The organism is Streptomyces sp. NPDC056486 (assembly GCF_042795295.1).
Lineage (GTDB): Bacteria > Actinomycetota > Actinomycetes > Streptomycetales > Streptomycetaceae > Streptomyces.
Genome location: NZ_JBHTSF010000003.1, coordinates 167,099 through 191,027, shown reverse-complemented (window position 1 = coordinate 191,027; position 23,929 = coordinate 167,099). Strand labels below are relative to the sequence as shown.

Below are 23,929 nucleotides of genomic sequence, written 5' to 3'. Positions count from 1 at the left end.
GGAAGCCGTCCGCCAAAGGGTCCGGCCGATCGACGGCACGTCCCCGTACCGACCGGAGCGGGGACGTGCGGCGGGAGGTTCAGAGGCGGCCGAAGATGTGGTTCGCCGGTGAGTCGGGTTCCTCGTCGTAGAAGAAGGACAGGAGCATCTGGTGCCAGCTGTCGCGTGTCATCCCGTCGTGCGCCGGGGGCACGAGCGTGCGGTAGGTGGCGGCGGCCTCCTCCGCGGGGATACCGCATGCGGCGCCCATGAGACGGACGTACTCCTGCTCGTCCACCTCGCCGCTGCTGTCGGCGTCGCAGAGTTCGAAGTAGGCGTTGGCGGACGGCCGGATCGATTCGGCGTAGGCCGCGCGGTCCGTCGCGAGCGACTGCCGCAGAGCGTCGACGAACTCCTCCGGGGAGACTTCGCCGTCGCCGTTGGCGTCCATCGGGGCGATCAAGTCGTCCCAGATCTTCAGGGTTGCCGTCCTGGTCTTCTCCGCCTGCTGTGAGTCGGGCGCCAGGTTGAGCGCGTCGACGTATCGGCGCGCGACGAGTTCGAAATCCCCGCGGGTGAGCGCACCGCTGCCGTCCGCGTCGATCGCGGTGAAATAGCGATTGAGCTTCCGCTCCCGGATGTTCTCCATCAGGTCCTCCTCGTTGATCAGGACGTTGCCACGGGTGATAACAGGGACGCCAAGACTTGGACACGGTCGGGTTGTCACCTGAAGGGTCGAATTACCGGCCACGGAGTTGAAATCTGCGCCTCGCGGTCGCAACTGCGTGCGAGTGCCGACGAGGCGAGTACCGACGGGGAGCCAGAGCTGCAATCCGCTTGATGCGGACTTGCAGAGAAATTGCAGCGGAGTGCGCCACGCTCTGTGTGTCGGCGGGTGAACACGCCGACGGCAGCGGGGGATTGCAGGAAACAACGGGGGACTCAGCGGAATTCATCGGGGGAAGCACGGGGGAAGGCCACTGATGCCTCGTACGGCCCACACCACCGACACCGTCGGTCGTGTGGGCCGCTCGTCGCGTAGAGCCCCTGCCAGGGCACGGAGGGGACTCCGGGGGCGGGCCGCAGCCCGTCCCCGGAGCTGTGCCCGCCACCGTCGCCACGAAGGGGCAAGCATGTCGTCGATCATCCTCATGAACGATCCCAGAGTCGTCGGCATACCGGTCCAGGAGTGTGGCGAGGCCCTCGTCGACCTGCGCCAGCTGCCGTTCGTGGAGGTCGACGACCGCCTCGCCGACCCGGCCGGGGCCTACGCCCGGCTCAGGGAGGGCGTCGCCTGGCGCCTGGGCCGCGCCGCCCGGCTGCTGCCCGAGGGCCTGCGCCTCCTTGCGACCGAGGGATACCGCCCGCTGGCCCTCCAGATCCAGTACTTCGAGGAGTACGCCGCCGAGCTCAGGAAGGCCAACCCCGACTGGCCGGACGATTACCTCCGTCGGCAGACGAGCCGCTCCCTCTCACCGCCCGAGGTGGGTCCGCACGTCGCGGGCGCCGCGGTCGACCTCACCCTGTGCACCACGTCCGGCACCGAACTCGACCTCGGCACACCGGTGAACGCGAGCCCGGAGGAGAGCGAGGGCGCCTGTTACATGGACTGTGACCGCATCTCCCCGACCGCCCGCCGCAACCGCCGCACCCTCACCGCGGCCCTCGCCACGGCCGGCCTGGTCAACTACCCCACGGAGTGGTGGCACTGGTCCTACGGCGACCGCTACTGGGCCCTCGCGACCGAGACCCCCGCCGCGCAGTACGGACCGGTGACGCTCGACGCCTCGGTGACCTGAGACCCGCCCCGGGAACGTATGCAAGGAAAACCCTATAGCCGCCTCGCCAAAGCCGTCTCGACCTGCGGCGCCGATCCTGCTTCAATCACCGCCATGACCGACGATCGGCAGGAACTCACGCGGCGACGCCATGTCGACCTCTCGCGTGTCTCCAGCGCCGTCTGTCCGTCGGCGACTCTTCGGGCCTGAGCGCACCTCGCACCGCCTTCGCACCCGGTAGCTTCCGCGCCGCCCGCCTCCCACCCCCTTTCGTGTACGTACCCCGTGCGCGCGCCCGCGGCCGGTGCTGCCCGCGTGCCCGCTCACCGCCCCTCCGGAGGCCCCCGCATGCCCTCATCCGCCATACCCCCGGACCTCTACGCACAGCTGCGCGCCGACGCCGCCGAGCTCGAAGAACGCCGTGAACTCCCCTACAAGAGCGTCGAGTTGGTGCGATCGAGCGGGCTCGGGGCGTTCCGTGTCCCGCAGGCGCACGGTGGGCAGGGCGGCTCGCTGGCCGAGTTGTTCCGTGTCGTCGTCGACCTCGCCGAGGCCGACTCCAACGTGGCGCAGGCCCTGCGTCCGCACTTCGGATTCGTGGAGCTGCTCCTCAGCCAGGGCACCGAAGCCGAGCGGGAGCGCTGGTTCCCGGTCGTCGAGGGCGGCGCGCTGTTCGGCAACGCCGCATCCGAGCGGGGCACAGGGCGCCCGGGCGAGATCCGGACCCGCATCACGCCGGACGAGGGCGACTTCCGGGTGGACGGCACCAAGTTCTACTCGACCGGATCTCTCTTCGCCGACTACGTCGTCGTGATCGCCCTGGACGACGAGGAGCGGCGGGTCCGCGTGGTACTGCCGCGCACCCGCAAGGGCCTTGAGCTGTACGACGACTGGGACGCCCTCGGCCAGCGGACCACCGCGAGCGGCACCACCCGGCTGCGCGGGGTGCGGGCCTTCGCGGACGAGGTGGCCGTCGACGCCACCGGGCAGCAGCGCCGTACGCATCTCGGGCCGTACTACCAGCTCTATCTGGCGGCCGTGCACACCGGCATCGCCAAGGCCGCCGTTGCCGACGCCGTGACCTACGCCCGTGACAAGGCGCGTCCCGTGCAGCATGCCGGAGTCGACCGCGCCGTCGACGACCCGCTGATCCAGCACACGGTCGGCGAGATCGCCGCCCTCACCTATGCGGCCGAGGCCGCCGTACTCCGCGCGGCACAGGACATCGACGCGGCGCTGACGGAGCGCGGCGACGACGGAACAGCGGGACTCGAAGCGCCCCTGCACGCCGCCGCCGTGCAGGTGTCGCAGACCCAAGTCATCGCCGCGCGCGCCGCGTTGGACGCGAGCGAGCGGCTGTACGACGTGGGCGGTGCGTCGGCGACGCTGCGCGAGCACCGGCTCGACCGGCACTGGCGCAACGCCCGCACCCTCGCCTCGCACAACCCGATCGCGCACAAGGCACGCGTGACCGGCGACTGGCTCCTCAACGGCACACCGCCCCCGCTGAACGGCTTCTTCTGAGCCTGAGGGGCCCGTACCCGGCCGTCTTCCACCTCTCGTTCCTCATGCTCGCCAACCCCTGCCCCTCGTCACGGAGTTGTACGTGAAGCCGCCCTCCCGCAGGCCCGATCCCAGTCCGAAACTCATCAGGCCCAGAAGAGCCGCCGCACCGCTCGCCGTCCTCGCCCTCACCGTTCTCGCCACCGGGTGCACCGCCTCCGGCGCGCCGACCGCCGCGCTCGGCGCACGGCCCGCCCCCGGCGGCACCCTCACCTACGCCACCGACCGCGAACCGACCTGCCTCGACCCCCATGTGGCGGGCGACATGCCGCAGGCGTACGTGGCGCAGCAGTACCTCGAATCGCTCGTCGCCCTGGACGCCCACGGCAAGGCCCGACCGTGGCTCGCCACCTCGTGGGACATCGCGAAGGGCGGCCGCACCTACACCTTCCATCTGCGCCGCGACGTCCGCTTCACCGACGGCACCCGCTTCGACGCGGCAGCCGTCAAAGCCAATTTCGAGCACATGGTGGACCCCGACACCCAGTCCGGCACGGCGGGCGGCTACCTTGCCCCGTACGAGAAGACCGAGGTCGTCGACGCGTACACGGTCCGCGTCCATCTGGACCGCCCCTACTCGCCCTTCCTGAACATGCTCGCGCAGGCCTTCCTCGGCATGGAGTCGCCGAAGGCGCTGAAGCGCGGCAAGGAGGCGAACTGCGCGACCCCCGTCGGCACCGGACCGTTCATCGTCAAGGAGTGGAACCGGCAGTCGGACGTCGTCCTCGTCCGCAATCCGAAGTACAACTCCCCGCCCCCGTACGCCCGGCACACCGGCCCCGCACACGTGGCCAAGGTGGTGTGGCGGTTCATCCCGGAACCGGCGACACGGTTCGCCGCCGTGCAGTCCGGGCAGGTCGACGTCATCGACGCGCTGCCGCCGGAGGACCAGGCGTCCGCCGAGGGCGACAACCGGCTCGAGGTCGTCTCGCGCGACCGGCCGGGAAACCCGACGAACCTCGCCCTCAACACCGCCCGGGGCCCCTTCGACGACCTGCGCGTACGCAAGGCGTTCCTGTACTCGGCGGACATCGCCAACGGCCTCAAGAGCGTCTTCTTCGGCCAGTACCAGAGGGCGGGCGGCCCCCTCAGCTACGTCACCCCGCACTACTCGGACGCATACGAGAGCGCCTGGCCCTACGACCCGAAGAAGGCCGACACCCTGCTCGAGAAGGCGGGATGGAGCCACCGCGACGGTGACGGGTACCGCACGAAGGGCGGCAAGCGGCTGTCCGCGGACGTCCTGTTGAAGTCGGACATCAGCCCCAACCAGCTGGCCCTGATGGAGCAGATCCAGGCCACCGCAAAAGACGTCGGATTCCAGCTGAAGCTGCTGCGACTCGACGCCGCCACCGTCAACACCCGCTATCTCGCGGGCAAGTACGACCTGCGCGACGGCTACTGGAACACCAACACCCCCGACGTGCTGCACACCGTCTTCGGCAGCGAGTACGCCGTGAAGAACGGCATCCACTCCAACGCCGCGTACGTCAAGGACCCCGCCCTCGACGCCCTCTTCCGCAAGGCGCAGGCGACCACCGACGCGGACAAGCAGCAGGAGCTGTACGGCGACGCGCAGAAGCTGCTCTCCGCCGGTGCCTATCAGCTGACCCTCTACCCGCAGACCACCCGACTCGCCGCCCACCGCGCGAGCGCCCGCGGCGCGAGCCTCGAACCGGCCCTGTCCCTGCCCTACCTCTACGACGCGTGGGTGAACGCCCGATGACTCCAACTGCCCTGCGTCTGCGCCGAGTCGGCGCCCGTGCCGCCGGAGCCGCCCTCGTCCTGTGGGCAGCGGCGACCGTGACCTTCCTCGCCCTCCACCTGGTGCCGGGCGACCCCGTGCTCGTCCTGCTCGGCGGCGGCTCCGGAGCCAACCCCACACCCGAGACCATCGCCGCCACCCGGCACGCCTACGGCCTCGACCAGCCGCTGTACGTGCAGTACGCGCAGCACCTGGGCCGGCTGCTCACCGGAGACCTCGGCATCTCCACCTCCCTGAAGGAGTCCGTCGGCACCGTCATCGCCGAGCAGGTGCCCTCCACCCTGCGGCTGACGGGGCTCGCCCTGCTGTTCGCGTGGATCCTGAGCGGGGTCGTGGTCATCCTGTCCACCGGCAAGGGTGCCATCGGCCGATCGCTCGGCTCGGGCCTGGAGACGGTGGCCGCGGGACTTCCGCACTTCTGGCTCGGCGTGGTGCTCCTGTACGTGTTCGCCTTCCGCCTCGGCTGGTTCCCCGTCGCGGGCGGCACCGGCCTCGCCGCCCTCGTCCTGCCCGCCCTCACCCTGGCCGTGCCGCTCGCCGGCTACCTCGGCCAGGTCACCCGCGGCGCCCTGCTCACCGCGCTCGACCAGCCGTTCATCACCTCGGCACGCCTTCGCGGCATGAGCACCGGAGCGGTACGCGCACGCCGTGCCCTGCGGCACGCGCTGCTGCCCCCGCTGACGCTGTCGGGCTGGGCCATCGGCGCACTGTTCTCCAGCGAGGTCGTCGTGGAAGCCGTGTTCGCACGCCAGGGCGTCGGCCGCGCCCTGCTCAACGCCGTGATCGCCCGCGACCTGCCCCTCGTCACCGGGACCGTGCTCCTGATCGCCGCCGTGTACGTCCTCGTCAACCTCGCCGTCGACCTGCTGTACGCGGTGGTCGATCCCCGCATCCGTGCGCCCAAGGAGCTGTGACCGTGACCACCACCGCCCCTGCAGGCTTCGCGCCGTCCTCCGTGCGGGCGCGCCGCCGGATACGGCCCGGCCTCATCGCCGCCGGGACCTTCCTGGTCCTGATCGTCCTTGCCGCGCTCGTGCCGGGACTGCTCACCACGTACGCCCCTGACGCCATCAAGCCCGCCGACTTCTTCCAGGCCCCGTCCGCCACACACTGGTTCGGCACCGATCAGAACGGCCGCGACGTGTACACGCGCCTCGTGCACGGTGCGGGCCAGTCGCTGCTCATCGGGCTCGGCGCCACCGCCATCTCCCTCAGCCTCGGCATCGTCCTCGGCCTGACGGCGGCGCTCGGCGGGCGGCGCGCGGACTTCTCGGTCGGCCGCGTCCTCGAGGTGCTCTTCGCCTTCCCCGGACTGCTCCTCGCGCTGCTCTTCATCGCCGTGTTCGGGACCGGCGCCACCACCGCGGCCATCGCGGTCGGCATCGGCGAAGCCGCGGGCTATGCCCGCCTCATCCGCTCCCAGGCCACCACCGTGGTCCGCTCCGGCTACGTCGAGGCCGCCCGGGGCCTGGGCCATCCGCCCCTGCGCGTGGTGCGGCGCACCGTCCTGCCGAACGTGCTCCGCCCGCTCGCCGCCCTCGCCACGCTCGGCATCGGCCAGTCCGTGGTGTGGGCCTCGTCCTTGTCGTTCCTGGGCCTCGGCGCCCAGCCGCCCGCCGCCGAGTGGGGAGCGATGCTCGCCGACGGCCGCACCTTCCTGCAGTACGCCTGGTGGACCTCGTTCTTCCCCGGCCTGTTCATCGTTCTCACCACCCTGTCCACCACCGTCCTCGGCCGGCGCCTGCAGGCGTGGCTGGACGAGAGGAGCAGCTGATGTCCACGCCCTTGAAGTCCACGCCTCTGATACGCGCCGAGAACCTGACCGTCGGATTCGGCGGACGTGCTGTCGTACGCGGCATCTCCCTGACCGTGCACCGCGGCGAAACCCTGGCCCTGGTCGGCGAGTCCGGATCCGGCAAGAGCGTCACCGCCCGCACGCTGGTCGGCCTGACCGGCGCGGGAGCCCGGGTGCGCGCCGACCGCCTGGAATGGGAGGGCGAGGACGTACGCGCCTGGAGCGAGCGGCGCTGGCGGCGGGTGCGCGGCCGGGGCATCGGCTTCGTCCTGCAGGACGCCCTGGTCTCCCTCGACCCGCTGCGGCCGGTCGGCAAAGAGATCGAGGACGCGCTGAAGCTGCACGCCTACGGAGACCGTGCCGCACGGCAGGCACGGGTGCGGGAGGTGATGGAGCAGGTCGGCATCCCCGACGCCGAGCTGCGGGCGGCCCAGTATCCGCACGAGCTCTCCGGCGGTCTGCGGCAGCGGGCTCTGATCGCCTCCGCCCTCGCCCTCGACCCGCCCCTGCTGATCGCCGACGAGCCGACGACCGCCCTTGACGCCACGGTGCAGGCACAGATCCTCGACCTGTTCGCCGCCGCGCGCAGCCGGGAGCGCGGACTGCTGTTCATCACCCACGACCTGGCGGTGGTGCGACGTCTCGCGGACCGGGTCGCGGTGATGCGGGGAGGCGAGATCGTGGAGGAGGGCCCGGTCACGGACGTACTCCAGGACCCTCAACACGCTTATACCAAAGACCTGTTGGCGGCCGACCCGTCCCTGCACCCCAGAGGCGCCCGGCTCTCCCTCGGACCACGCCCCACCTTGCCCGAGCCGGAGGGTGAGCTCCCGCACGGCGTGGTGCTCGCGGCCGACGCGCTGCACAAGAGCTTCGGGGACCGCGCCGCCGTGGCGGACGTGTCCTTCGTCCTCGCCGCCGGGCGCACCCTGGGCATCGTCGGCGAGTCGGGCTCAGGCAAGTCCACCACCGCCCGCATCGCCCTCGGCCTGACCCGCCCCGACAGCGGCACCGTCACGCTGCGCGGCGAGGCGTGGAGCGCGCTGCCGGAGAAGGCCCGCCGACCCCGCCGCCACGGCATCCAACTCGTCCACCAGGACGCCCTGTCGGCGTTCGACCCGCGCTGGACGGTTCGCCGCACACTGATCGACGCGGTCCGTCTGACCCACCCGGAGCGCCCGGCGCCGAGCACCGCGGACGCGGCGGCCCGGGCGGAGGAGCTCGCGGGACAGGTCGGCCTGCCGCTCGACTCCCTGGACCGCCACCCCCTCCATCTGTCCGGCGGCCAGCGCCAGCGCGCGGCCCTGGCGAGGGCATTGGCGCCCCGTCCGTCAGTGCTCGTCCTCGACGAACCGGTCTCCGCGCTCGACGTCTCCGTACAGGCCCAGGTGCTCGACCTCCTGGCCGAGCTCCAGGAGGCATTCGGCCTCGCCTATCTGTTCATCTCGCACGACCTGGGCGTCGTGCAGCACGTCAGTGACGACGTCCTGGTGATGAAGGACGGCCGGATCGTCGAAGCGGGCGCGGCCGCAAGTGTGTTCGCCGCCCCGTCCCACCCGTACACCCGCACGCTCCTCGACGCAGTGCGCCCGCTCACCCCCACAGGAGCCACCCGATGACCTCACCCCCGCCCTTGCGCTTCAACGCCTTCGCGATGAACTGCGTCTCGCACATCAACCACGGCCAATGGGTGCGCGACGACACGAGTCAGACCTCCTACACCGACCTCGACACCTGGGTGGACCTCGCCCGCACGCTGGAACGGGGCTACTTCGACGCGCTGTTCCTCGCCGATGTGATCGGCACGTACGACACGTTCCGCGGGGGCCGCGAGACAGCGGTGCGCGAAGGCCTGCAGATCCCGGTCAACGACCCCTCGCTCCTTGTCGCCGCGCTCGCCCACGCCACCGAACACCTGGGCCTGGCCTTCACGCAGTCGGTACTCCAGGAACCGCCGTACAACTTCGCCCGTCGCCTCTCCACGCTCGATCACCTCACCAAGGGCCGCGTCGCATGGAACGTCGTCACGTCCTACCTGGAGTCGGCCGCCAAGGGGCTCGGTCTGGACGGCCTGCCCCTGCACGACGAGCGGTACGACCGGGCCGAGGAGTACACGGACGTCCTCTACAAGCTCCTGGAAGGGAGCTGGGAGGAGAACGCGGTCGTACGCGACCGGGAACGCCGCGTCTACGCGGACCCCGCCCGCATCCACGACGTCCACCACGAAGGTCGCTTCTACCGGGTCAACGGCCCTCACCTCTCCGAACCGTCCCCGCAGCGCACCCCGTTCCTCTTCCAGGCAGGCTCCTCCGAGCGGGGCAGGGAGTTCGCGGCCCGCAACGCCGAGGCCGTCTTCCTCGGCGCGATCTCCCCGCAGGGCGCGAGGACGCAGGTGGAGGACGTGCGCGCGCGGGCGATCGCGCACGGCCGCGACGGCGGCGACATCCTCTTCTTCCAGGGCCTGACACTGATCATCGGCAGCACCGAGGAGGAGGCCGAGCGCAAGCTGGCCGACTACCGCGACCACACCAGCCTCGACGGATTCGCCGCCCACCTGTCCGGCTCCCTCCAACTCGACCTTTCCGAGGTCGACTTCGACGCCCCGGTCGGCGAGATCGACACCAACGGCGTGCAGGGCTTCGTCCGCTCCCTCGTGGAGGGGGCTCCGGACAAGACGTGGACGTTCGGCGAGGCGCTGCGGGCGAGGGCCTGGACGCGGCCGGTGGCCGGCGTCCCGGAACGGATCGCCGACGAGCTGGAGGAGTGGCGAGAGGCGGGCATCGACGGCATCAACCTCTCCTACGTCACCACCCCCGGCTCCTTCGAGGACTTCGCGGACCACCTGGCGCCGGTCCTGCAGAAGCGAGGTCTGCTCAAGACGGAGTACGCGGAGGGAACGCTGAGGCAGAAACTGTTCGGCCGCGGCGACCGGCTGCCTGCCGGCCATCCGGCGGCACTGCACCGGCGCGGCTGAGTCCGGCGACGGGCTCTCCGCGCGGCTGCCCTCCAGGCGCTACCGTGGTGGTGGAGGAGCGTGGGCTGCTCCCGGTCGCCAAACAAAGCCGGCGTTCGGTCTCGGACACACCTGTGGCTATGAGGCGAACGGCACCGCCGCCGGTGTCGCGTCGAGCGACGCGGCGGCAGGGTGGCGCCAGAGCCCCCGCGCGGCGAGCTGCGGAAGGACGCCCTCGCCGAACCAGTACGCCTCCTCCACGTGCGGGTAGCCGGAGAGCACGAACTCGTCGATGCCCAGGGCGTGGTACTCCGCGATGCGGTCGGCTATCTCGGTGTGTGAGCCGACGAGCGCCGTGCCCGCGCCGCCGCGCAGCAGCCCGATGCCGGCCCAGAGGTTCGGGTAGATCTCCAGACGCTCGGTGGAGCCGCCGTGCAGGGCCAGCATGCGCTTCTGGCCCTCGGATCCTGAGCGGGCCAGGCCCTGCTGCACCTCGCTGATCACTGCCGGGTCGGTCCCGGAAAGCAGCCGGTTCGCCTGCGTCCAGGCCTCTTCCGCGGTGTCGCGGGCGATGACGTGCAGCCGGATGCCGAAGCGGACCTCGCGGCCCTCGGCCTTGGCCAGTGCGCGGATCCAGCCGATCTTCTCGGCGACCTGGGCGGGCGGCTCGCCCCAGGTGAGGTAGACGTCGCTGTGCCGGGCCGCCACCGGGCCCGCCGCCTTCGACGAGCCGCCGAAGTAGACGGGCGGCACCGGGTCGGGGAGGCGGGCGAGGCGTGCCTGTTCGACGCGTTCGTGTGCTCCGTGGAAGTCGACGGTCTCGCCGCGCCACAGCGAGCGGATGATGTGCAGGAACTCGTCGCAGCGGGCGTAGCGGTCGTCCTTGCCGAGGAAGTCCCCGTACGCGCGCTGCTCGTGGTCCTCGCCACCCGTGACGATGTTGAGGAGCAGGCGCCCGGCCGAGTGCCGCTGATAGGTCGCGGCCATCTGGGCGGCGAGGGTCGGCGTGACGAGGCCGGGCCGGAAGGCCACCAGGAACTTCAGTCGCTCGGTCGACTCGACCAGCATCGCGGTGGTCAGCCAGGCGTCCTCGCACCAGGCACCGGTGGGGGTGAGTGCTCCCTCGAAGCCCAACTGCTCCGCGGTACGCGCTACTTGAGTGAGGTAGGCGAGCGTGGCGGGGCGGTCGCCCCCGGCGGCACCGGTGGGTACACCGTGTCCGCCACCGACGATGTGGCGGCTGTCGCCGTTGGTGGGCAGGAACCAGTGGAAGGTCAGGGTCATGGGAGGGGGTGTCCTCTGCGGTGGTGAACGTGAACGCGGGGCCGGTCTCAGACCAGGCCGTTGCGGGGCGGCGGGGTGTCGTTGAGCTCCCAGCCGCCCAGGTAGCGGAGCTTGAGACGGCGTGGGTCGTGCAGGGTGTGGGTGCGGGCGTTGCGCCAGTGCCGGTGCAGATTGAGGTCGCGGTCGGCGGCGCGGGTGCCGATGAGCTCGAAGATCCCGCTGGACACGGCCAGAGCCACCGCGTCGGACTGCGCGCGGGCGGCGGCCACCGCGGCCGACGCCTCGGCGGCTCTCTGCTCGGTCAGGTCGGAGCGGGCGGCGTCCAGGGCGTCACCGGCATCGCGCAGGAGGGCGCGCGCGGAGCGCACCTTCAGGGCGAGTTCGCCGAAGCCGTCGATGACGGCGCCCTCGTCGGCGGCACGCTCCACGCCCGCCTCCAGGCGGGGGCGGGCCAGCGTGTGGATGAGCCGCTTGCCCTCGCGCAGGGCGCCGACGGCGATCCCGGTGTCGATGGCCGCGTGCAGATACTGGCCGAAGGCGCCGAACACCTCGTCCTTCTCGAAGATCGAGTACACGGGCACGATGTGCTCGGCGGGCACCCGCACCTGATCGAAGCGGACGGTGCCGCTGCCGGTGGTGCGCTGGCCCATGCCGTTCCAGTCGTCCTCGATGTGCACGCCGGGATGGTCGGCGGGCACCCAGGCGGCGTGCGTCCGGCCCTCCTCGTCGTTGGCGTATACGGGGATCCAGTGTGCGAACAGCGAACCGGTCGCGTAGAACTTGGTGCCGTTCAGGACCCGGCCGCCATCGGGGTGCGGCTCGAAGCCGATGGCGAACTCACGGGCCGTGCGGGTGCCCCGTTCGGAGAGCGCGTTGCCGAAGTGCCGCCCCGCGAGCACCTCGCGGTAGAAGAAGGCGCGCTGCTCCTCGGTGCCCGCGTGGGCCAGCACATTGACGAAGAAATAGTGGTTCTGCGGGATCTGGCCGATGCTCGCGTCCCCGGCCGTCAGCTCGGTGAACACCTCGCCGAGGCTGCGGGCGCCGAGCTCGGGCCCGCCGTGCGAGCGGGGGACCGAGAGCGTGAAGAGACCGGCCTCGGTGAGGTCGCGCACCTCCTCGTACGGAAGATCGCGCTCGGCGTCGCGGCGCGCGTCGTCGGCGGTCAGACGCTCGGCCACCCGGCGGGCGACGGCGATCGCCTCCGCGTCGGATGCGGGGATGCGGGGCATGGGGCGGGCCTTTCGGGTGCGGTCGGGTGCGGGGGAGGGCCGTGGGTCGGACCACCGCGGAAGGGAAAGCCGATTACCCCTTCACGCCACCGCGAGCCGCGTCGGCTCCGCGAGCACCTCGTGGAAGCGGTCGACGACGGGGGTGAGCCCGGCATCCGCGTCGGGCGTGAGAATGACCGTCCCGTCGTCGGCGGCCGTGATGTGGCGGTCCAGGACGAACCAGCCCTGGGCGACCTCGGCGCCGAGCGAGGTGAGGACGGGCCGCAGCGCGTAGTCGACGGCGAGGACATGGGCGGGGGAGCCGCCGGTGGCCAGCGGCAGGACGGGCTTGCCGCGCAGCGCGTACTGCGGAAGGAGGTCGAGGAAGGTCTTGAGGACACCTGAGTACGCCGCCTTGTAGACCGGTGTGCCGACCACGAGCGCGTCGGCGTTCTCGACGAGGGCGACGGCGTCGGCGACAGCGGGGTGCGAGGTGTCGGCGGACAGGAGCGCGTCGGCGGGCAGCGTGCGGACGTCCAGTGTCTGCACCCGGTGGCCTTGTGCGGACAGGTCGCGGCCCAGGTGCTGGACGAGACGCGCGGTGCGGGATGAGCCGGGGGCGGAGGCGCTGCCGGTGAGCAGGAGAACGGTGGTCATGGCGGAAGTCCTTCGGGTACGCGGCCACGGGGGCCGGTGGAGCGAGGCGGGGGAGAGGCAGGGGAGGGTGGGGGAGAGGGGAGGAGGGCAGGCCGGAGGCCCGCGGATGCGCGCGATCGCGGAGGGCGCGGTGTGTCCGATACGTGCGGTGTGACCCGTCGGGGAATCACGCGGGCCGTCAACGGGCCCGGCGCTACGAGGGGTTCACGAGTTCACGCGTACGAGACGCGGTTCAGTGCCCGGCGGATGCTCAGCGGCCGCGGCGACAGCAGGCACTGCACACCAGCGCGAGGTCGACGTACCGTCGCCGCGTGAGGTGGGGCCGCACTGCATTCATGTCCTCGATTCAAGCAGCTGCCCCGACAGGCGTCGAGTCGGTAATCACTAAGCCCTGATAGGGTTTCCCTCCCACGGTAGGTGTTCGGTGAGGGGCGCGCGGGATGCGGACAGAGCAGCTGGAGTACATCGAGGCTGTCACCCGGCTCGGCTCTCTGCGCCGCGCCGCGGGCGAACTGCACCTCTCCCAGCCCGCGTTGAGCGAGACCGTGCGGAACCTGGAGAAGGAGCTCGGTGTCTCGCTCCTTGACCGCCACCGCTCCGGGGCGAAGGTCAGCGACGAGGGCCGTGAGCTCCTGCCGCACATCATCGGCGTACTGGAATCGGTGGACCGGCTGCGCAGGGCCGCGCACGACCAGCACCAGTCCAGCCGTGTCGTGCGGGTCGGCACGGTGAACGCGGCCACGGCCCCGCTCCTGGTCCCCGCCGTGCGCGCCTTCCGGGAGACCCACCCGGCGACGCAGGTGGAGATGGTCGGCTCGCAGCAGGACGACATCCACAGGGGACTGCGCGAGGGCCGCTTCGACCTGGGCCTCGTCAACTATCTGGACGGCGACGACACCCCGCCCGACTTCGACACCACCGAGCTGCTGCGCGGCAGGCCCGTCGTCTGCCTGCATCCGGACAGCCCGCTGGCCCGCCTGAACGTCGTCTCGCCCGCAGACCTGGAGACGGAGCCGTTCATCGCGATGCGCGCCGGCTATGTGATGCACCGCTACGCCCATCGCCTCCTCGGCGGCTCCCCGCCGTCCTTCGCGTACTCCACGGACGGCGCGGAACTGGGCAAGCTCATGGTGGCCGAAGGCCTCGGGGCCGCGCTCCTGCCCGATTTCAGTGTCGTGGGCGACCCTCTGGAGCGGGCCGGAATGATCACGCACCGACCGCTCACCGACGAGACCACCCGCGTTCTGGTGGTCCTTCAGCGTCGCCGCAGCGAGTCCTTCCCGAGGGCGGTACGGGAGTTGCACGCGGCGTTCGTGACCAGGGCGACGGAGCTCAGGGAGCGCCCGTGAGCCCTCCCTGCCGCCGAGTCCGGCCGAAGTGGTCAGCCGGCTTCTTCGATGTCGTCCTTGCTCAGCGCTTCCTTGAGGCTCGGCACGGGGTCGAAGGACGGGAAGAGGCCGGTCACCCGCAGGATGCGCAGGGTCATTGGATGGGCGCAGACCAGTTGCAGCTCTCCGCTGTGCTCCAAGATGCGTCGCCGGGCACGGCACATCAGGCGTAACCCCGAGCAGTCGAGGAACACGACATGGCTGAGATCGATGATCGCCGCGAGGGCGGGCTGTGCCGTGTGGGCGTCCAGCGCCGGAGCCATGTCGATGGCGGCGCTGACATCGATCTCGCCGTGAAACTCCAGGACCAGATAGCCCTGAGTGCTGTAGGTGTGCAGATGCCCGGTAGCGGGCAAGGCGCCGTCGATCATGATGGCATCCCCGGTGTGGACGAGGCCTGACATGTGTGGAGAAGGAGATGGGTCGGGCTCGCTCACCGGGGTCCAGGGTGATCGTACGCGGCGAACCGGAGGGCGAGCCGGGCACATGTGCGTGCCCGGCCCGTGGCAGCGGTCCGCGCACCCCGCATCCGCCCTGGTGGGGCAGGGAAGCGAGGGGGTTCCATAATGGACCCATCGGGCCGTGTTGGCACTTGTCTGTGGCATCTCGGTTTTATTGCCGTGGGATTGGCGAAACGTGGGTATTGGCGCTGAGCGGCCCGGACCGTGCGGTTGAGGCGCCGTAGCGTCGAAGCGACTACGACGGGAAGAGTCCGGGACTGCCTCGCGCGGGCACCGGCGTACGTCACCCGGAGCGGGCGACGTGCCGCGAGGCGCCGGGCCTGAGGGTGTCCGGCAGGAGCGAGCTCCTGCTATGAGAGGACACCGTCATGCCGATCCTTGCGGCCCTGCCGCTGGCGGGACGCGTCGTCCAGCAGCTCGTGCGCGTCACCATCCTCGACATGTCGACCCGTCTCGCGGCGCAGGCGTTTCTGGCCGCGCTGCCGATGCTCATCGCAGTGGCCTCGTTCAGCCCCCAGGCTGTCCGGCAGGAACTGCTGCGCTCGCTGCGCACCATGATCGGTTCGGGCGGGCCCGTGGTGGCGCGGGCCGAAACGGTGTCCGCGGCCGGAGACACCGCGCTGCACAACTGGGGCGTGGCGGGCGTCCTGGTCGCGCTGCTGTCCGCGACGGCCTTCACCCGCGCCCTGCAGCGCATGTGCGAACGCTCCTGGGACCTGCCCCGCTCCGCCGTGCGGCTCGTGGCCTGGCGCTGGGCCGTGTGGCTTCTCGTGTGGATCGCGATGCTCATCGTGCAGGGCACGCTGCACCGGGCGTTCGGCGCAGGACCTGTCCTGGGAGTCCTCCTGCAGTCGCTGGCCGCGGTCCTGATGTGGTGGTGGACCCAGCACCTGCTGCTCGCAGGCCGAGTGCCCTGGCTGCCCCTGCTGCCGGGGGCCCTCCTCGCGGGCACGGGAGGGGCCGCGTTCAGCGCCGCATCGGGGCTGTGGCTGCCGCGCGCGCTACGGATGAGCGAGCAGCGCTACGCGGCACTCGGCTCGGTGTTCACCGTGCTGTCCTGGCTGATCCTGTACTTCACCACCATCGTGTTCGGCATCGCCGTCGGCCGGATACTCGCCCAGGAGGAGTTCCTGCGCCACTGGCTCGGCGATCCGGCGGAGCCTCACTCCGACGCCGCCGTCACCCGGCCCTCCCGCACCGCGGCGGCCAGCGCCCGGTGGTCGCGCTCGTTCTGGTCGGCGTACGACTCCGCGAACCGCGCCAAGGCCCGGTCGAAGGAATCGGAGCCGCCCAGATAGGCGGCGATGGCGATCCGGTCGCCGGAACGCGCGTGCGCGCGGGCGAGGGTCGCTCCGCACATCCGGCCGAAAAGGCGCATGACGTCCGGGGTCATCAGCTCGGCCTGGGGTATGGCCTTCCAGTCCCTCAACTGACGTATGTAGAAGTCGCGTTGACGGCCGTCGAGACCTCCTTCGACCCGCTCCCAGCCCAGGAACATATCGCTGGTCGCCTGCATCAGACGCTGACCGGCGACGACGCGTTCGCCCTGGTTGAGGTGGCTGCTCGCGCCCGCGAACTCCGCGAGCACCGAGGCCGACGCTTCCTTCGCCTGCAGCAGGAGCGGGTCGCTGTCGTCACGGCCGAGCAGCAGGATGATCCAGCAGCGGGTCCCCACGCTGCCCACCCCGACCACCTTGCGGGCCATGTCGACCACCCGGTACTGGGAAAGCAGCGCCCGGCGGTCGGCGGACAGCGTCAGCGCGTACCGGTCGACCAGTTCCCGCAGTTGCTGTTCCAGCTGCTTGCGCTCGACCCCGGGCAGGAGGCCGTCGAGGGGCATGATCAGCGGTGGGTCGGACGCGATCCGCAGCTCGCCGTCGACCACCCCTGCCAGCTTCTCCAGGGCCTGGAGGTGGTCACGGGTGCGGGCCTTGCTGAGCGTGCGGGACACCCTTCGCCGCGCCCGCGTGTCCAGCCTGGAGGACATCGCGGCGTACAGGTCCTCCGCGTCGATCCGCGAGTACCACACATCGATCGTCCGCATCCGGGCGAACTTGCCCATCGACTCCCGGTACGAGCGCACTGTCGCACGCACCACACGAGCCCGTTCCGACGTGCTGAAGCCGTTGTCGCGCCCGGCGATGACGAGGCTGACCACGAGGCGTTTGACGTCCCACTCCCACGGTCCGGGAAGCGTCTCGTCGAAGTCGTTGACGTCGAACATCAGGTGCCGCTCGGGTGAGGCGAGCAGCCGGAAGTTCAACATGTGGGCGTCTCCGCACAGTTGGGCCCTCAACCCGCTGGCCGGGGTGTCGGCCAGGTCGGTGGCCATGATGGCCGCCGCTCCGCGGAAGAACCGGAACGGCGACTCGAGCATGCGGCCGTAGCGGATCGGCACGAGCTCCGGGAGCCTGTCCGCCGACTGCCGCTCGATCACGTCGATCGGGTCGGGCCGGGCCGGCGCGGGCGCGAACTCGGCGTGGTCGGACCTGCGGGCACGGGAGCGACCGGCCCTTCCCAGGGCCGCCCGCTGCTGCGGGGTGAGATGACGGTGCATGGTCTCGGTCATGGCGTGCTCCCTCCGGGCGTTGAGGACTCTGGACGAGGAGGGGCCGCGCGGCGTCACCCCGTCGGTGTGAAGTCGCCTACCAGGGGTGAGGCCCGGCGCGCTCCGCGGCCGGAGACTGCGAGGCATGGAACCGACGATGCGAGGACAGCGATGGCTGGCCCGTGCGTCCCTGGCGTCCGCCGTCGCCGCGGTGCTTGTGCTCGCGGTGTTCGCGGGGTTCAAAACCTTCGCGCTGCTCGGCGTGGGGCTCGCGGGCCTGGCGATCACGGCCGCCGCGGTCTGGTGGATCCTCAGCAGGCGGGGTCTGCCGCGGGTCCTTGCGGTGCTGCTCGCGCTCACCGCTCCGGTCTGGGTGCTCGTGGAGTTCACCCGGGCCCGGCTCACCTGGGTGGTCGTGGCGTCCGGCGCGCTGTGGCTCCTCGCGGCGGGCATGGGCCGCGCGGCCCTCGCCCGGCACGCGGCCCCGGAGTCGATGCCGGAGCGGCCGGCCGCGACGTTCCGCCATCCGATGCTGATCATGAATCCGCGTTCCGGTGGCGGCAAGGTGCGCCGGTTCGCGCTGCGCGAGCGGGCGGGCGAGCTGGGGGCCGAAGTGGTGCTCCTGGAGTGGCGCGGCGAGACCGATGTGGCGGCCCTCGCCCGCAAGTGCGCGGCCGAGGGCGCCGATCTGCTCGGGGTCGCAGGCGGCGACGGCACGCAGGCGTTGGTCGCCGAGGTCGCCGCCGCCCTCGACCTGCCCTTCCTGGTGATACCGGCAGGCACCCGCAACCACTTCGCCCTCGATCTGGGCCTGGACCGCGAGGATCCGTCGAAGGCGCTGGACGCGTTGCACGACGGGGTGGAGCTGCGGGTGGATCTCGGCCGGGCCGGGGGGCGGCCCTTCGTCAACAACGTGTCGTTCGGCGCGTATGCCGAGGTGGTGCAGAGCCCGGCCTACCGGGACGACAAGACGCGCACCACGCTCAAGCTCCTGCCGGATCTCCTGGTGGGCCAAGGGGGCGCGCGGCTGACGGCGCATGCCGGGGGCCAGGAATTCTCGGACCCGCAGGCCCTGCTGGTGAGCAACAACCCCTACGGCACCAACGACGTCGCCGGGCTCGGCCGCCGGACGCGGTTGGACGGCGGGGTCCTGGGGTGCGTCGGCGTGCGGGTCACGAGTGCCGCACAGGCCGCCGGGCTGCTGCGTGGAGGGCAGGCCGCCGGACTGACCTGGGCGAGCGCCACCTCCGTGGTCGTCGACGCCGATCAGGAGGAGATTCCGGTCGGCATCGACGGCGAAGCGGTGCGTCTGGGCGTACCCGTGCATTGCGAGGTGCGGCCCGGGGCGCTGCGGGTGATCGTGCCCCGGCTGCGGCCCGGCACGTACCGGGAGCGGCCGCGGCTCGACTGGCGTCTGATCAGCAGGCTCGGGCTGACCTTCCGGCGCTGAGAGGGCGCTGAGGGGGGGTGTGGGGGGCTGACCTCCGGATGTAGAGGCTACAGAGGCGCCCCGTAGACCTTGTGCGCCTCGGGGTGGCCGTACATGGTCAGCGACCAGATCACCAGGATGTCGAGGGCGATGAGGATGGCCGACCACACCGGCTGGTACGGGGTGAAGAAGAAGTTCTGCACGGCGCTGAGCGCCGCGACGACGATCCCGACGACGCGGGCCCAGGTACGGCCGGTGAAGATGTTGAACGCCGCCGCGACGATGACGACACCGGAGAGCATCTGGATCCAGCCGCGGACGTTGACGTCGAAGTCGAAAGCGTAATCGCTCTGCGACTCGTAGTAGTTGTCGCCGAGGATCGCGGAGAGCCCCGCGATCGCGTTGAACGCGCCGACGATGCCAAGGACGCACACGGCGAAGACGACTCCGCCGACGGCGACCGGACTGATGTGGGGCTGCGGTTCGGGCGCGCTGGAACGCCCCTCGTCCGGCGAGATCTGCTCTGCCATGGCGAAACCTCCTCCTCGGTGGATCCGGAGCATCTGCCCGCCGCCGCATCGCCGGTTCACCCGCAACGGATGAGCCCGGGAGCCCAGGTGGGGGCACCGTCACCCGCGCAAGGTGATGCCGTCGGCCATGCCGCCACGAGAATGGCGGCCGGTGGCCAGGCCGTCGTACAGGAGGTGTCGCCATGGGCGGGGCACAGGAGGAATCGGGGCCCGGACCGGCCGGGACACCACCCGGCGGCGCCGACTTCGAGATCCGTGTCCGGGGCAGGATCGGCGAGGCCTTCCGGTCGGCGTTCGGAGAACTGACGGTCGTGCTGCGCCCCGCCGAGACGGTCCTTGTGGGCGCGGGTCTCGACCAGGCCGCGCTGTACGGGATCCTCGACCGCATCCAGGCGCTTGGCCTCGAACTCCTCGAGGTGCGCCGATTGCCCGGTGCAAGCACCTAGTCCGTCGAAAAGAGCCGACGGGCGTCTTCCGTAAGCGCGCCGGCCGCCCCAGGGTGTAGGGGTAATGCCCTGCACATGGGGAGGTGAGGGGCATGTCCGTGGCGCTGTGCGCGGAGCCGGGGAGCGGCTCGCGGGGAGTGGCGGGCGAAGTCTCCGTCCTGAACGGGCGGTTGCATGTGCTCAGCAGAGAGGAGCGGGCGGCCGATTCGTCCGTGACGACCTGGCTGGTCTGGGTCGCGGGCACCCTGGTACGGATCGCGGGGGACGTGGGTGATGTACGCAGCGCGGGCGTGCTGATGGGGGAAGCCGCGGCTGTGCTCGCGATGGTGCCCGCGCAGCCGGAGCGGCGGCCCGTGCCGCAGCCGACAGAGCCGTTGACGCAGTGTCAGCTGGCGGTGCTGTGCAGGCTGGAGCAGGAGGTACCGCTGCGGCAGATCGCCGACGACTTGTATGTCTCGGTCAACACGGTCAAGAGCCACGTCCGAGCCGTGTACCGGAAGCTGGGCGTGGGATCCCGGTCCCAGGCCGTGGAGCGCGGTCGATCGCTGGGGCTCGTCTAGGCGGTGGCTACAGGAGTTGGAGTTCGCGGGCTCGCCGGACAGCGGCCGAGCGCCGGGTCACGGCGAGCTTGCGGTAGACGCTCTTGAGATGTGTCTTCACCGTGTTCACCGAGAGGTACAGCTCCTCGGCGATCTCCTCGGTGGTCATCATCTGCGCCAGCCGGTCCAGGACGTCGCGCTCCCGCACGCTGAGCCGCTCCATGGGAGCCGACGGGACGGCGACGAGGGTCAGGGCGGACCGCGCGGCCGCGTGCTGCGGCAGGGCGGCGGCGGTGAACCTGCGGCGGGCGGAGTCGAGCAGGGAGGCGCAGGCCGGCACCACGGCCCGCAGCACGGGACGGGGCAGCCGGGACGCGGCCACCACATCGCCGATCGGCGCGGGCGCCGAACCACCTCGCTCCACCGCTGTAGCAAGCCCCGCCACCAGGGAGCCGACCTCGGAGAGGAACTCGTCGGGCAGGCTGTCCAACACGGCCCTGACCCTGGTGAGTTCGTTCCGGGCCCGGCCGGGTTCGGCACGCGCCAGTTCGACCCAGGCGCGCACGAGGTGCAGGGACGCCTGCGAGCGCTCCGCCGAGGACCAGGACGGCAGGGGCGGTTGGGTGGCCTGGGCGGTGAGTTCGTCGGCGCCCCGGAAGCGGCCGCGGAGCGCTTCGAGGAGCGCGAGCTCGACGAGGCAGTCCCGGCGCAGCGCGCCGTTCCCGGCGACGCCCGCGGCCTTGAGCCCTCCGGTGAGGGAGGCCTCGGCGGCCTTGAGACTGCCGGCCCGCAACTCGCCGCTGCCACGGATCGCCAACGTGAGCGCAAGGATCTCGGGGTGCTGCGCCAGAGCTGCCTGCGGCAGGTGAGAGAGGGCCGACTCCGCGTCGGCCGCGGCGGCGCGTGCCTCCTGAGGGTTCCGGGAGCGCAGCTGCTCCATGCGGATCACGGCATGGGCCAGACGGCAGCGGGCGATGCGGTCGTCGTCGGCCGTCAGGTCCGCGAGGAGCCGGTCGCAGAGGTCGAGATTCCGGCAGCACCCCGGGTCGTCGTCGCGGACCCGGGCGACCGCCGCGGCGAGCAGTACGGGTTCGGGGCTCTTCGGCGGCAGCTGCTCGGGCATGTGCCGGGTCAGCTCGCCCGGCAGCCGCAGTTTGGTCAGACCGAGCACCTGGCCGATCGCCAGACGGTCCACGATCAGCCGTCCTGCCTGGTCCCAGTCGCCCGCGGCGAGCAAGTGCCGTACGGCGTCGGCAAGGAGGCCGTGCTCGCCGAGCCAGGCCGCCGCGCGGCGGTGCAACGGCGCCACCAGGCCGGGCTTCTCGTGGCGCAGGCACATCCGCAGTACGTCGGCGAACATCTGGTGGCAGCGGTACCAGCCCTGGCCGACGGGTTGCAGGAACGAGTTCTCCCGGACGAGAGCGGCGAAGTGCCGGCCCGCGTCCTCGCCGGAGAGCTCGACGGCCAGTTCGGCGTTCACCTGGTCAAGGACACTCGTCGTCAGGAGCAGTCGGCGCATGCCGTCGGGCTGCAGGTCGAGCACTTCCTCGACGAGGTAGCTGGCGATGGCCTCGTCGTCACCGGCGAACTGCGCCACGAACCGCTCGGGATCGCGTCGCTTCTCCATGGACATCGCGGCAAGGCGCAGCCCCGCCGCCCAGCCGTCCGTCCGCCGCCGCAGCGCGCTCACCGTCTGCTTCGGCACGTCGATCCCGTGCTGGGCGAGGAGCGCCGTGGTCTCCCGGTCGTCGAAGGCCAGGTCACCGGTCCGCAGCTCGGTGACCTCGCTGGTGAGCCGGCCGCGGTGCAGATGCAGGGGAGGGTCCCGGCGTGCGAGCACCACCAGGCGCAACACCCCCGGCAGATGCCGCAGGAGGCTGCTGACCCCTTCCGCGATCGGGGAGCCGGGAGCGGGCTGGAAGTCGTCGAGGACAAGCACCACCGGCTCACCGTGCTGGTGCAGATCGGCGGCGAGCGCCGCCACGAGCAGCGGTTCGGTCTCCGAAGCGACGGGCTCCGACACGTCCACGCCGGCCTCGCGCAGCGCGCCGATCACGCGTGGCCAGAAGACGCAGGACTGCTCGGCCCGGCCGTCGCAGGTGACCCAGGCGAGCGGGCCCGGCAGGCGCCGGGTGTGCGCCCACTCCAGGGCGAGGGCCGTCTTGCCTGCGCCCACGGGGCCCACGATCACGGTCAGCGGTCCAAGGACACCTCGCGCCAGGCGGTCCGTCAGACGGGGCCTGGGTACGAGCCACGTGGGCAACGAGGGTGCCGTGTCGACGGACGCCATGGTGGGGCCGGTATCCCGTGAAGGGCTTGAGCACTCGGCCATGGGCGGCATGGGCGGCACCTCGCTCTCGGAGCAAAGTGTTGCGGCTGCGGCAAGTATGGGGTGGCCAGGACCGAGGGGGCACATGGCAAGCGCCATCTCACCCGGGTGAAATCCCGGTGGGAGACGGCGCCTGTCGCGGCGGCCAGGACCGGAGCGCCGGGCCGCCCGCGGTCACTTCTCCTGCAGGGCCTCGATCAGTTCCTCCTCCCGGTCCTTGGTGAGCGACGTACGGATCACGGTGGGGTTGAAGGGACGTACCGCGTCACGTACGCGGTCGGGTGTCGAACGCCGGACGAGGGCGAAGAGAGCCGCGCGTCCCGGTTCGAGCGTGCTGGCGATCTCCTTGACGAAGGCGTCGTTGATGCCGATGTCGGTGAGCTTTCCGGCGATGGCACCGGTGGCGGCGCCCACCGCGGCACCGAACACGGGCATCAGGAAGAGCATGCCGAACAGCGAGCCCCACAGGGCGCCGCCGGCCGCGCCGGTGGCCGTGGTGTTGAACGTCTGGTGCACATGGATCTTGCCGTCCATGGTCCGCCAGGCGATCGCCGCGTCCTCCAGGTCCAGCAGTTCCTGGCGGGACAGTTCCTTGGCGAGCCGCAGAACTCCCTCCGCCTTCTCCTTGTCCGAGAATCCGAGCACGACGAGATCGGCCATCAGGCCCTCCTCCGGGGGTTGCGGTTCTTCGGGTCCGGCCGGACTTCGGGTGTGACCGGGTCACCCAACTTCTGTGCCATCGCCGTGAGTTCGGCGAGTACGGGGGCCAGTGCCTCATCGGTGAGGAATCCCTCGGCGACAGGGACGGCACCGGCGTCGCGGAGGGCCTTGCGCAAGTACTTGGCCCATACGTGTTCCAGCAGGATGAAGGCCGCCGCGGCCCCCGGGTCGAGGGACTCGGCCATTTCCCGGATCTCGGCGGAGGTCAGGCCGAAGGCGTTGCCGTCGGCCAGGCTCGGGTACACCTCCTGCGCCGCCCTGACCTGCTCGCCCGAAATGCCGAGCAGCGCGGCGACCGTCTCGCCCATGCCCTCCGCCTGGAAGTCGAGGGCGAACAGATTCCCGCCGGGCTCCTTGCGGACGAAGAGCATGTCGAGGACGCGGATCTGTCCGTTCGCCTCGAGGATCGCCAGTTCCTCGATGATCCGTCCTTCGAACTTGGCGTCGGGTCCGAACTCGACCGTCAGGAGTTGTACCGGTCCGATCCCAGCCATCGTGTCTCCTCTCGGGAAAGTGCCGCCGTCACGCCGTCATCACAGCGTCGGCAGCCGGTGCGG

Annotated in this window: 22 protein-coding genes and 1 pseudogene; 13 read left to right on the top strand and 10 right to left on the bottom strand. The window is 71.2% G+C overall.

From position 1 onward, the window contains the following. Window positions 1-79: 79 nt before the first annotated feature. On the bottom strand, window positions 80-628 hold the full coding sequence (locus tag ACFQ7F_RS03295) for an EF-hand domain-containing protein (protein WP_383265278.1): 549 nt from the start codon (window positions 626-628) through the stop codon (window positions 80-82). A 484-nt stretch (window positions 629-1,112) separates the two neighbouring features. Here ACFQ7F_RS03295 and ACFQ7F_RS03290 point away from each other — a divergent pair, with 484 nt between their 5' ends. The 8 genes from ACFQ7F_RS03290 (at window position 1,113) to ACFQ7F_RS03255 (ending at window position 9,854) form a co-directional block, all read left to right on the top strand. Further along, window positions 1,113-1,778, top strand: a complete 666-nt coding sequence (locus ACFQ7F_RS03290; protein WP_383265276.1) for a M15 family metallopeptidase — start codon at window positions 1,113-1,115, stop codon at window positions 1,776-1,778. An 18-nt stretch (window positions 1,779-1,796) separates the two neighbouring features. After that, entirely contained in the window at window positions 1,797-1,967 is a 171-nt protein-coding gene (locus ACFQ7F_RS03285) for a putative leader peptide (RefSeq protein WP_383265274.1), read from the top strand. Between the two features lie 138 nt (window positions 1,968-2,105). Further along, entirely contained in the window at window positions 2,106-3,281 is a 1,176-nt protein-coding gene (locus tag ACFQ7F_RS03280) for an acyl-CoA dehydrogenase family protein (protein WP_383265271.1), read from the top strand. Window positions 3,282-3,363: 82 nt separating this feature from the next. After that, entirely contained in the window at window positions 3,364-5,046 is a 1,683-nt protein-coding gene (locus tag ACFQ7F_RS03275) for an ABC transporter substrate-binding protein (RefSeq protein ID WP_383265268.1), read from the top strand. After that, on the top strand, window positions 5,043-5,999 hold the full coding sequence (locus ACFQ7F_RS03270; RefSeq protein ID WP_383265264.1) for an ABC transporter permease: 957 nt from the start codon (window positions 5,043-5,045) through the stop codon (window positions 5,997-5,999). Before ACFQ7F_RS03275 ends, ACFQ7F_RS03270 begins: the two co-directional genes overlap by 4 nt. 2 nt (window positions 6,000-6,001) lie before the next feature. After that, entirely contained in the window at window positions 6,002-6,859 is an 858-nt protein-coding gene (locus ACFQ7F_RS03265; RefSeq protein ID WP_383265260.1) for an ABC transporter permease, read from the top strand. Then, window positions 6,859-8,499, top strand: coding sequence for a dipeptide ABC transporter ATP-binding protein (locus tag ACFQ7F_RS03260; protein ID WP_383265257.1), 1,641 nt, complete (start codon window positions 6,859-6,861; stop codon window positions 8,497-8,499). The genes ACFQ7F_RS03265 and ACFQ7F_RS03260 overlap by 1 nt, the downstream gene beginning before the upstream one ends. Then, window positions 8,496-9,854: an LLM class flavin-dependent oxidoreductase gene (locus tag ACFQ7F_RS03255; protein ID WP_383265254.1), complete on the top strand. Its 1,359-nt coding sequence runs from the start codon at window positions 8,496-8,498 to the stop codon at window positions 9,852-9,854. The genes ACFQ7F_RS03260 and ACFQ7F_RS03255 overlap by 4 nt, the downstream gene beginning before the upstream one ends. Window positions 9,855-9,971: 117 nt before the next feature. Here the strand turns inward: ACFQ7F_RS03255 and ACFQ7F_RS03250 are convergent, their stop codons facing one another. The 3 genes from ACFQ7F_RS03250 to ssuE all read right to left on the bottom strand — a co-directional run bounded on the left by ACFQ7F_RS03250 (window position 9,972) and on the right by ssuE (window position 12,982). Then, window positions 9,972-11,117, bottom strand: a complete 1,146-nt coding sequence (locus ACFQ7F_RS03250) for an LLM class flavin-dependent oxidoreductase (protein ID WP_383265251.1) — start codon at window positions 11,115-11,117, stop codon at window positions 9,972-9,974. Between the two features lie 47 nt (window positions 11,118-11,164). Beyond that, on the bottom strand, window positions 11,165-12,346 hold the full coding sequence (locus ACFQ7F_RS03245; RefSeq protein WP_383265249.1) for an SfnB family sulfur acquisition oxidoreductase: 1,182 nt from the start codon (window positions 12,344-12,346) through the stop codon (window positions 11,165-11,167). A gap of 81 nt (window positions 12,347-12,427) precedes the next feature. Continuing rightward, window positions 12,428-12,982 (bottom strand): NADPH-dependent FMN reductase, encoded by a 555-nt coding sequence (gene ssuE / locus ACFQ7F_RS03240; RefSeq protein ID WP_383265246.1) that lies wholly within the window; start codon window positions 12,980-12,982, stop codon window positions 12,428-12,430. Window positions 12,983-13,422: 440 nt separating this feature from the next. On the opposite strand from ssuE, the gene ACFQ7F_RS03235 reads away from it, so the two are divergent. Further along, entirely contained in the window at window positions 13,423-14,331 is a 909-nt protein-coding gene (locus ACFQ7F_RS03235; RefSeq protein ID WP_383265244.1) for a LysR family transcriptional regulator, read from the top strand. A 32-nt stretch (window positions 14,332-14,363) separates the two neighbouring features. Here ACFQ7F_RS03235 and ACFQ7F_RS03230 read toward each other — a convergent pair whose 3' ends face one another. After that, window positions 14,364-14,741, bottom strand: coding sequence for an STAS domain-containing protein (locus ACFQ7F_RS03230; protein WP_383265241.1), 378 nt, complete (start codon window positions 14,739-14,741; stop codon window positions 14,364-14,366). Window positions 14,742-15,199: 458 nt separating this feature from the next. Between ACFQ7F_RS03230 and ACFQ7F_RS03225 the strand changes: the two are divergent. After that, a pseudogene (locus tag ACFQ7F_RS03225) lies at window positions 15,200-15,892 on the top strand (ribonuclease BN); the annotation flags it as partial. A gap of 101 nt (window positions 15,893-15,993) precedes the next feature. Here ACFQ7F_RS03225 and ACFQ7F_RS03220 read toward each other — a convergent pair. Next, complete coding sequence (locus ACFQ7F_RS03220; protein ID WP_383265239.1) at window positions 15,994-17,400, bottom strand: DUF2252 domain-containing protein; 1,407 nt, start codon at window positions 17,398-17,400, stop codon at window positions 15,994-15,996. A 124-nt stretch (window positions 17,401-17,524) separates the two neighbouring features. On the opposite strand from ACFQ7F_RS03220, the gene ACFQ7F_RS03215 reads away from it, so the two are divergent. Then, complete coding sequence (locus tag ACFQ7F_RS03215; protein ID WP_383265236.1) at window positions 17,525-18,829, top strand: diacylglycerol/lipid kinase family protein; 1,305 nt, start codon at window positions 17,525-17,527, stop codon at window positions 18,827-18,829. A 47-nt stretch (window positions 18,830-18,876) separates the two neighbouring features. On the opposite strand, the gene ACFQ7F_RS03210 is transcribed toward ACFQ7F_RS03215, so the two are convergent. Then, complete coding sequence (locus ACFQ7F_RS03210; RefSeq protein ID WP_383265233.1) at window positions 18,877-19,338, bottom strand: hypothetical protein; 462 nt, start codon at window positions 19,336-19,338, stop codon at window positions 18,877-18,879. A gap of 182 nt (window positions 19,339-19,520) precedes the next feature. On the opposite strand from ACFQ7F_RS03210, the gene ACFQ7F_RS03205 reads away from it, so the two are divergent. Both ACFQ7F_RS03205 and ACFQ7F_RS03200 read left to right on the top strand, forming a co-directional pair. Continuing rightward, complete coding sequence (locus ACFQ7F_RS03205; RefSeq protein ID WP_383265230.1) at window positions 19,521-19,784, top strand: hypothetical protein; 264 nt, start codon at window positions 19,521-19,523, stop codon at window positions 19,782-19,784. Between the two features lie 92 nt (window positions 19,785-19,876). Further along, window positions 19,877-20,344, top strand: a complete 468-nt coding sequence (locus ACFQ7F_RS03200; RefSeq protein WP_383265227.1) for a LuxR C-terminal-related transcriptional regulator — start codon at window positions 19,877-19,879, stop codon at window positions 20,342-20,344. A gap of 7 nt (window positions 20,345-20,351) precedes the next feature. On the opposite strand, the gene ACFQ7F_RS03195 is transcribed toward ACFQ7F_RS03200, so the two are convergent. The 3 genes from ACFQ7F_RS03195 to ACFQ7F_RS03185 all read right to left on the bottom strand — a co-directional run bounded on the left by ACFQ7F_RS03195 (window position 20,352) and on the right by ACFQ7F_RS03185 (window position 23,866). Then, window positions 20,352-22,613 (bottom strand): LuxR C-terminal-related transcriptional regulator, encoded by a 2,262-nt coding sequence (locus ACFQ7F_RS03195; protein WP_383265225.1) that lies wholly within the window; start codon window positions 22,611-22,613, stop codon window positions 20,352-20,354. Window positions 22,614-22,826: 213 nt separating this feature from the next. Further along, window positions 22,827-23,312 carry a DUF1269 domain-containing protein gene (locus ACFQ7F_RS03190; protein ID WP_383265221.1) on the bottom strand — a complete coding sequence of 162 codons (486 nt, stop codon included), beginning with the start codon at window positions 23,310-23,312 and terminating at the stop codon, window positions 22,827-22,829. Continuing rightward, window positions 23,312-23,866, bottom strand: coding sequence for a DUF1269 domain-containing protein (locus ACFQ7F_RS03185; RefSeq protein WP_383265220.1), 555 nt, complete (start codon window positions 23,864-23,866; stop codon window positions 23,312-23,314). Before ACFQ7F_RS03185 ends, ACFQ7F_RS03190 begins: the two co-directional genes overlap by 1 nt. Window positions 23,867-23,929: the final 63 nt, after the last annotated feature.